The following is an 8,361-nucleotide window of genomic DNA, read 5'->3' as shown; positions in this document are numbered from 1 at the left end:
GAACCTCTGAGATGTTTTTGAAAAAAGTGTTCAACTTGATATTGCAATTTAGGATTAAAAAATTATGATATTAAATGGAAATTTGGAATTTGGGGTCCAAGTGATCCAACAGATAAAACAAGAAGGAAAATTTCACCTGAATAAGAGTTTTGTATAAATAGATACGCTATTTCTTGATTACTGGACAAAGTTATTTTTGACACGAGAAACCAAAACCGCTAGAAGTTTTGAAATTAGACAACTTTAGTGAGGTATATAGTGTTTTTGAAATCGAAATACGAAAATCTAATCGCATAATAAGAATTTAGTTGTGAAAGAAGTGATTGTCATAATAAAGAAAAGAAATTTTGATGAAATAATTGATAGCTTAGAACTTCGAAATAGAATTCCTAAAATTAGTGAGTATATGAGGGAAGATTGTTTATTCTTATATGAGAAACTTGCCGATAATAAAATCGAAGCAGATCACGTTTTTTTATCTTATGAAAAAGCAAGAAAATATAATAAAGAGTATCACGAAGATTTTAATGAATTTAAAGAAAGTCATTGGATATTCGCCGAAACTGGTAGAGGTGATTTTTGGATAATTGATCTAGATGATATTAAGTCACCACCAGCAATATTTTTTTATGATCATGATCTTGAGGATTTTAGTCCTGAAAACATGTTGAATATGTCAATAAATATATTAGAGTGGTTTGAGTTAGCAGATTTAATTTCTCAGCTTCATAACAAAAATTATTATGACGAACATTTTAGATTAAAGGAGCATTGGAAACAAAAAGCCATTGAAGAAATTGAAAAGATTAAAAAAGGACTTTCAAAAACATCCCCTTTTCAATTATTTTGAAAAATACATAGGAAGATTAGATCTTTCGAAAGTTTTTGACAGTACCTAAGGAATATATGGAAGACTAAAATGATGAAAAGTTCGAATTTTCCGCAAATATATTTAGGAATGAATAGACTTTTATACTGATGAAAAAAATGCAGAGTCTTTTCAAATTGATATTGAAGAATTAAGAAATTATCTGGTTAATTGGAGGAAAAGATTCAATAGATGGTTTAATGATGAATGGCTGAACGAATTGGATGAATTGAAAAAATTGGAGTTGAAAATTTGTGAAACACAGTATGGTAGTTATTTCGCATTACTTACTCCAGATGAGGCTAGGAGTAAAACTAAAAAATTCTTAAATTTCGATAGAATTAACGAACCATTTAATTGGATCATTATTTAGTAGGACAATTAGTTACAGATATTTATGATGATTTAAGAAAACTAAACATCAAATGGTGTATCCTTTTTTGGGGAAAATTGATGTTTCACGTTTAAATGTCCGTGAACCTAGGTTAGGAATTTTTATTATTGATTGATTAACGGACTTATATATTTCAAAAAGGGGGCTGAATATCAGTGAAACAGTATGTAGAACCCGAGGATAGCCTAATATACTACAAATGTAATAATATTGATTTTGCAAAAGGTAACGGTCAATTATTTACAGAATTTGAGAATGGGGTTGCAACTAGGCAAATTAACATAATCAATAACGATATGTATATTTCTTCATCGTTGAACAATTGGAACGAAAATATTGGATTTTTACTGTACGATGGCCATATTGATAGTTTAGATTTAAGCGATAGTGAACCTATTACTAGAGTAGAATTTGAAAGTAAGTGGAAGGAGGCACTTTTAGTTGATGTTAATAAATCTCAAATAAGCTATCTAAAAGGCGATGCTTCTCTTCCTTTAGAAGGAAATACACTAATCATTCATGTTGTTAACCTATTAGGATTATGGGGAAAAGGTTTTGTTCTTTCACTATCAAAGCAATTCCCTTCTGCAAAGGAAGAATATTTAAAATGGTCTAAGGACAATGAAACATTTAGGTTAGGAGAGGTCCAATTTGTATGTGTGGGGCAACAGAAACCTATTTTTATTGCAATGCTTGCACAAAAGGGTGTAAGGAAGAATTACAAAGATAGTACAAAGTATATTGATTATGATGCACTTCGTTTATGTTTAAAAAAAGTTGCAAGATTTTCATTGATAAATAGATTATCTATACAAATGCCTAAAATTGGTTCAGGATTAGCAGGTGGGGACTGGAGAGAGATTGAAAAAATAATAAATGAGGAATTGATTTATTACAAAATAAAATGTAGTGTTTTTGAATTCTAAAAACTAAAGTAGGGTAACGTAAGGACAACCCCGGGAAATATGCTGATTACATAATATTAAAATTCGAAAAATGAGCCATGAAAATGGGATGAAAAAATGTCAGTGAGAGGATGCCCATGATGAGAAAATATACTTATAATGACAGTGTAATTAAAATAGATCCAAGGTATTTAGAAGAAGGAGTCCGTGTTGCAGAAGAAGAGCAGTTTGAATCGATTCGTATTAAGGGAGAGACGCTATAAACAATCTCCTAGAAAAGAGATAAGCAAAAAAGATTTTAACATGTTCCAAATACTTGCTTGATATAGATGAAGTAAGTATCAAAAAAATATCAAAACAATACGAGGAGAACTTTATGGAAAAGAAGGTTGAAGATTATATTTATGAATTAGAAAAATTAATAGAACTAGCTGATCAGGAAAAGGATAAATATTTATTCATAGACCCAGCATATGAACTAATCGATGAGATTGAAGAGTTAGGTAATGCATTTAATTTTGTAGAGCCAATATTCTTATTAGTTGAAAGAAGCCCTAATATTGATTTTGGTGGTCCAGGGCCATTTGGTAGTTTTTTAGAAAAGTTTTATCATAATGGTTATGAGGAAATATTAGTAAAATCATTACAACGTAAACCTAAAGAATATACGATTTATTTACTAGAACGTCTTTGTAATGATGAAAGTAATCCAAAAAGAAAAGAATATTGTAGCTTATTAGATTCATTAAAATAGAAAAGTTATAGTAGCTTCAAAAATTTGGTCATAAACCTTTAGCAAATAAAATTGCAAACCCAAGAAATTCTCTTGTAAGAAAGAAATAAAATGTCCGTACATAAAGGAGCGATTTTGTTAACTGAAGAACAGATTTTTTTGAATATTTATGAAAGAAAATGTTATGACCGCCTTTATAAATACTACAAATACAGTTTAGATGGCAAAGAATCAATTCAAAACGAAGACATAGAGATGCATTTTATTAATGGATTTTCTCTATACGGTCAAGATGAAATGTTAGACTTGAGTAAGCTAAGTTCTTTGTGCGGAGTAAAGGCAATTGCATTAAATAGACATCTTTATACTTCTGTCAATACTCTTTCAAAGTTTCGAGAGCTTGAATATTTCCAAGTATTAAATTTATGTTTTACATCCTACGATGATGCTAGTGCACTAAATTTCAAGCAACACACTATAGATTGGAAAATAAAAGTCAAATAACTTTGAGGTTAGTAAAATGGAATTTGAAATCATAATCAACCCAAATTTTAGGATTGGAATACGTGATCCAGAGGATACAACGATATCTGAAGCACTAGATAATAGGTATGTTAATACTCAATATTTTACAATGAAATGGCATAATATATCATTAAGTATTAATTATGGAACGCAAATAGCTGAAGGCATAAGTGATGTTATTAACATGCTTGAGGCAATAAAAAAAAGAGAGGAGCGGTTTGTAGTCACTTTCCCAAGTCAAGCATTTTTCGAAACATGGATATGTAAAATTGAAAAATGTGATATTAACATTAATTGGGATAGTCGTGATGACTATCGGAGTATTACGATGAAAACTGATTTATTTATAAAAGAGTGGCTCAAGCTATTGCATCAACTACGACAGGTCTTGATGGAAACGGGATATAATGGTGCAAATTTAGTGGATTTTTATTTGCTAGAAAATATTGAAAGATTTCATTAATAAAATTCAGAATTATCTTGTAAATTGCACAGCTATGACTCTTTGGATAATCGTATGGTGAAGAGATATGCTGGAAAAACTACTTGCTTTGTTTGGAATGGTTCATACGGTTTTACATGAGTTCGAAAGGCCTATCACTTCTAAGTTTATGGGGGAATGACTAGCCCTATAAAAAAACTGTACATCATTGGAGGTATTAGAAACACTATGCCATTATGGAATGATTTTATATCTGCCAAAATTCCCAATGCAGGTAGCGGTAAATGGTTTCAAATAATAAACAGTTCAAAACAGTATTGTGTTGAAATAAAAAATGAAGAATTAGTGATTTCCAAATATCATGAAAAGCACAGTATACAATATGAATATCTTGATTTGAAAATTATTGGCTCAGATTATGGAGAATGGGTAGGAGAATTAAAAGTAATATATGCTGACTCGACTGAAATATTATTAAAAAAATGCAATGTAAAATCAATATTTGAATATAAAGGGGAGCTATATTTTTTAGAAGGTTTAGAACATATGTATCTAAATGAAGGTGGTTTATATAAATTAGTTTACGATGGTACTAGTATTTCTTTTAGAGAGTGTCTGGATTTAAAAGAGTGTCCCATTGATTTTTATATATACAATAAAAACTTATATGTAATATCTAGTGAAAATTTATTTACAATAACTAATGAAGATGAAACATATAAAAAAAATATTTTATTCAATAATTTTCCATTTAGTGATTTTGTACCGAACTCACTAGTTGTGTATAAAGGAGATTTTATTATAGGGATGAGAGGAGGATTAGGGCGAATAGAATATTTAAATACTAATAATGTACAGTATATGCGATTGAAAAAATGAAGAGGCAACACAGACAAAAATACATATTGTATGGGTAAGTGCATGAACCGTTTGGATTATCGAGAGGTCTTATCCAAATATTTATTGGGAATAAAAGTAAGGGTCAGAAAATCAACTCATTACATAAAAACGATTGCTATATGAAAGGGAATAGATATTACCCAGAAGCATTGCTGGAGTTTCATCAAATAGGAAAGAATCCGAGTGTAAAAAATGTAGAAAATAAGGATGGTGCCGAAAAAATGTCGGTTGAAATTATTTTTAAAAATGTTGAAAATAAATCCATTAAACCTCGACTTGGTGGATATAGCTTCTTGCCTGAAAATATTGATTGGCCATTAAATCCAAATGGAGATAAATTAACACTTGTATTATGTCTACCAACGGATTTTCTCAATAAAACTCTAAATTTAAACTTACCTCAAGATCATGTACTATCCGTTTTTACAACATATAAAAAAGATGTTTACTTTTTAGATTTAATTACTTTTCATGGGGATAAAGAAGAATTAAAGAACATTAAAAAAGGATTTACAAAAGTTTTATTACACGAAGCCAGTGATATTCGAAATGAATCAGATTTCTTAATACCAGCACAAGAGTTCATTTTTGGAGAGGAATTGGATTTAGATTTAGAAGAATTAGATGAAGAAGATTTGGATGATATAGAGATTTATTGTGGTTCGTTAATTGGTAACAAACCATCTCTTTTACAAATAGAAAACATAGGTTTAGATGATTATCAATTTTGCCTACAAATTTATGGCGGTGATTTCCCAGAAGGATTTCAAGATATATTTAGCCTTAGTGACTCGGTCGGATATTTGTTTATAAATAAAAATTATGATAATGATGCAGGTGTTTTTTTTACACAATGTACATAGATATTTGAAAGAAGGCAAGTTCAATGCAATTTTCATTTATTAAAGATAATCCTCGTTTTCAGTTTGTCCCAATAAAAAGTGGTGAAGTTGAACAAGTGGAAGATGAACTAGGCATTGTTTTTCCAAAAGAATTAATGTTTTTTTAACGGAGATTGGTTATGGGTCTTTTATTGGCGAATATGAACTAGACGAAAATTGTGTGTTACGTCCAACATACATCAGAGATTTTCGATTAAAACAAGGCTTTTTTGATGCTTACCCTAACTATGACGAAGAAAATAAATTAGTTTTCTTTATTGGATGGGAATCAGTTCCGTTTTCAATTGAATTAACAGATGGAGAACAAAATGCTGTCTATGATAACGAAAAGAAGATTGCAAACTCTCTTGAAGAATTTTTATCGAAAATCATTGAAGATCCTGAATACTTTCAACAGGATTAGACATATATGGATATTCAAGTTTTAAAGAGCGAGGATATGTGATTATCCCAAGAATGGGAGAAGAAATGTAACAATTCAAAAAGCAATGAACAAGTCAATTAAATAGAACTAACAAAAAAATAAAAGGGGAGGCTGCAGTGGAAAATAATTTTATACTTAATTTAGAGATGCCAGGAATGGTGATTTTTGACCCTTTAACAGTAACAGACTATTTAAGGGAAAAGGGAATATTAACAAATGACTTACTTGCTTACTTTGTTAGTAATGAAGAGATTGGAAAGGAAGTTATAACCAAAGGTATTATTATTCCTATATACCCTATACCAGAGTGGGATTATAGCATTATGATAAATCAAAATAAAAAAATTGATTATTATACAAAAATTGACTGTATACAGTTCGAAACAGATCAATTTCCTTTAACAGTAACGAGTGAGCTTGTGATCATTTCTGATATATCAGCAATAACCATTGATTGGGAGGCAGATTTTTTTCTAAACTATGAAAAAAACCTTGATAGTAAATCAGATATAAGCCACTATACGAAAATGCCAATCGGGAACTATGGAGTAAGTATTATAGGATATAGTAAAGATAAAACGGACATGGATTCTGAATGTGGATATGTATTTTATTTCCTTAGAGTGAACAATTTGCCAGCTTTTGATTTTTCCAAGAGCATAGATGAATATGATTTTGTCATTGAGCCATTGAATAAGTTTATGCAATAGCAAGAAACTCAAAACGCTAGAAGCCTTGATATTAAAGCGTTTTGGTTCACTTTTGGAAATGGATATTTAGAAGGGTAAACGAATTAACGTGTGTACAAGTCACTTATGGGAAGGGAAATATTAAATGTCCAGGATGAAATATGCTGAAGATATGTTAGGGATCATGGAGAAATTAGAAACTACATCATCGACAAATGCAGCATCTTTACTAACGAAAATAGAAGAAGAGTCACGACAGGATATATATATTGATAAAGTGGCTTTTTTTTCGAATCCAATTATTACTGAAAGATTAATAAAAATTGGGCAGAAGTATCAAGCTGATGACAAAATATTAGAAGTGATTATAAGAACAGTCACAACTATTTCTGAGAAATTTGACGTTAAAACGCAAGACTTATATGATTTCTTGATTAGCCATATTGAATCTAAAAATAAAGCAATTAAATTTGTTATAGCTTCATGCGTTCCTTTTTTACCGCAATTTAATGATTACAATGAAAAGTGGAAGTATATACTATCAATTCCGAAAATTCTACCAAAAAATAAATCTATACACATATTTCGAACGATTATTGAGCAGAGAATAGATGAAATTCCAAATGATCTAAGAAAAAATATAATTAAGATAATGGAAAATTATATTTTTCGAAAAGAAAATGAAACGCTAGATGATGATACCTTTGACCAGTTTATGGATATTTTGGATAAGTTGAGATGGGACAAGTATAATGAAGAAATGTTAGGGCTTATTGGAGAATTAGAAACTACATCATTAACAAATGCATTATCTTTAATAAAGAAAATAGAAAGAGAGACAAGACAGGAGATTGGTATCGTTAGTGAGGCCTTTTTCTCGAATCCAACTATAACTGAAAGATTAATAAGAATTGGACAGAAATATAATGGTAATGACCAAATTTCGGAAGAGATTATAAGAACAGTCACAACTATTTCTAATAGATTCGGTGTTAAAACGCAAAACGTATATGATTTCTTGATTAGTCATATCGAATCTAAAAATAATAAAATTAAATTTGTAATAGCTTCGTGTGTGCCTTTCTTACCGCAATTCGATCATTACGATAAAAAATGGGAGTATATACTATCGATTCCAAAGATTCCACCTAAAAAAGAATCTATAGCCGTATTCTGACGGGTTATCAAGAGCAGAATAGATGAAATTCCAAGTAATCTAAAAGAAAATATGATTACAATAATGGAAAATTTCATTACTACCAAGAATCTGCATAGTGTTGTCCATGAATTCTATGAAGAGGTTATTGAACAGTTAAGAAGTACTGATAATTCAAGATAAGTAAATAACACTATTATTCTCTCTTGATAATAAAAGGTTCAGGTATGTTGATTAGGGAAAAATAGAATTATTATTGGAGATAATAGGGTTTTTCGTTGCTATTTGGCTTATCACAGTTGTGGATGACATTTTTAAAAATTATATGCCATGTTAATTAGTTGATTGGAGTGGAGACTGGACGACAACTAGGGGATTAGCGTCACAGATGAGACCCTGGAGCGAGCAACGCGAGTGAAGCGG

The 8,361-nt window shown here is 30.1% G+C and carries 12 protein-coding genes; all 12 read left to right on the top strand.

Annotated features, from left to right (window positions below):
* Positions 1-310 precede the first annotated feature (310 nt).
* Positions 311-850, top strand: a complete 540-nt coding sequence (locus tag QRN68_RS16995) for a hypothetical protein (RefSeq protein ID WP_285398098.1) — start codon at positions 311-313, stop codon at positions 848-850.
* Positions 851-1,417: 567 nt separating this feature from the next.
* On the top strand, positions 1,418-2,188 hold the full coding sequence (locus tag QRN68_RS16990) for a macro domain-containing protein (protein ID WP_285398097.1): 771 nt from the start codon (positions 1,418-1,420) through the stop codon (positions 2,186-2,188).
* 119 nt (positions 2,189-2,307) lie between these two features.
* Positions 2,308-2,430 (top strand): hypothetical protein, encoded by a 123-nt coding sequence (locus tag QRN68_RS16985; protein ID WP_285398096.1) that lies wholly within the window; start codon positions 2,308-2,310, stop codon positions 2,428-2,430.
* A gap of 113 nt (positions 2,431-2,543) precedes the next feature.
* On the top strand, positions 2,544-2,921 hold the full coding sequence (locus QRN68_RS16980) for a hypothetical protein (protein ID WP_285398095.1): 378 nt from the start codon (positions 2,544-2,546) through the stop codon (positions 2,919-2,921).
* Positions 2,922-3,035: 114 nt separating this feature from the next.
* Positions 3,036-3,404 (top strand): hypothetical protein, encoded by a 369-nt coding sequence (locus QRN68_RS16975; RefSeq protein WP_285398094.1) that lies wholly within the window; start codon positions 3,036-3,038, stop codon positions 3,402-3,404.
* A gap of 16 nt (positions 3,405-3,420) precedes the next feature.
* Entirely contained in the window at positions 3,421-3,888 is a 468-nt protein-coding gene (locus QRN68_RS16970) for a hypothetical protein (protein WP_285398093.1), read from the top strand.
* 207 nt (positions 3,889-4,095) lie between these two features.
* Positions 4,096-4,746 (top strand): hypothetical protein, encoded by a 651-nt coding sequence (locus QRN68_RS16965; RefSeq protein ID WP_285398092.1) that lies wholly within the window; start codon positions 4,096-4,098, stop codon positions 4,744-4,746.
* Positions 4,747-4,886: 140 nt separating this feature from the next.
* Positions 4,887-5,630, top strand: a complete 744-nt coding sequence (locus QRN68_RS16960; RefSeq protein WP_285398091.1) for a DUF1963 domain-containing protein — start codon at positions 4,887-4,889, stop codon at positions 5,628-5,630.
* 23 nt (positions 5,631-5,653) lie between these two features.
* Positions 5,654-5,776 carry a hypothetical protein gene (locus tag QRN68_RS16955; RefSeq protein WP_285398090.1) on the top strand — a complete coding sequence of 41 codons (123 nt, stop codon included), beginning with the start codon at positions 5,654-5,656 and terminating at the stop codon, positions 5,774-5,776.
* Positions 5,777-5,829: 53 nt separating this feature from the next.
* Positions 5,830-6,072 (top strand): hypothetical protein, encoded by a 243-nt coding sequence (locus tag QRN68_RS16950; RefSeq protein ID WP_285398089.1) that lies wholly within the window; start codon positions 5,830-5,832, stop codon positions 6,070-6,072.
* 137 nt (positions 6,073-6,209) lie between these two features.
* On the top strand, positions 6,210-6,803 hold the full coding sequence (locus QRN68_RS16945; protein WP_285398088.1) for a hypothetical protein: 594 nt from the start codon (positions 6,210-6,212) through the stop codon (positions 6,801-6,803).
* Positions 6,804-6,936: 133 nt separating this feature from the next.
* Positions 6,937-7,959: a hypothetical protein gene (locus QRN68_RS16940; protein WP_285398087.1), complete on the top strand. Its 1,023-nt coding sequence runs from the start codon at positions 6,937-6,939 to the stop codon at positions 7,957-7,959.
* The last annotated feature ends 402 nt before the right edge of the window (positions 7,960-8,361 follow it).

The sequence above is a fragment of the Lysinibacillus sp. fls2-241-R2A-57 genome, from assembly GCF_030209535.1.
Lineage (GTDB): Bacteria > Bacillota > Bacilli > Bacillales_A > Planococcaceae > Lysinibacillus.
The sequence above is the reverse complement of the archived record's forward strand: the minus strand, read 5'-3'. Positions and strand labels throughout refer to the sequence as shown.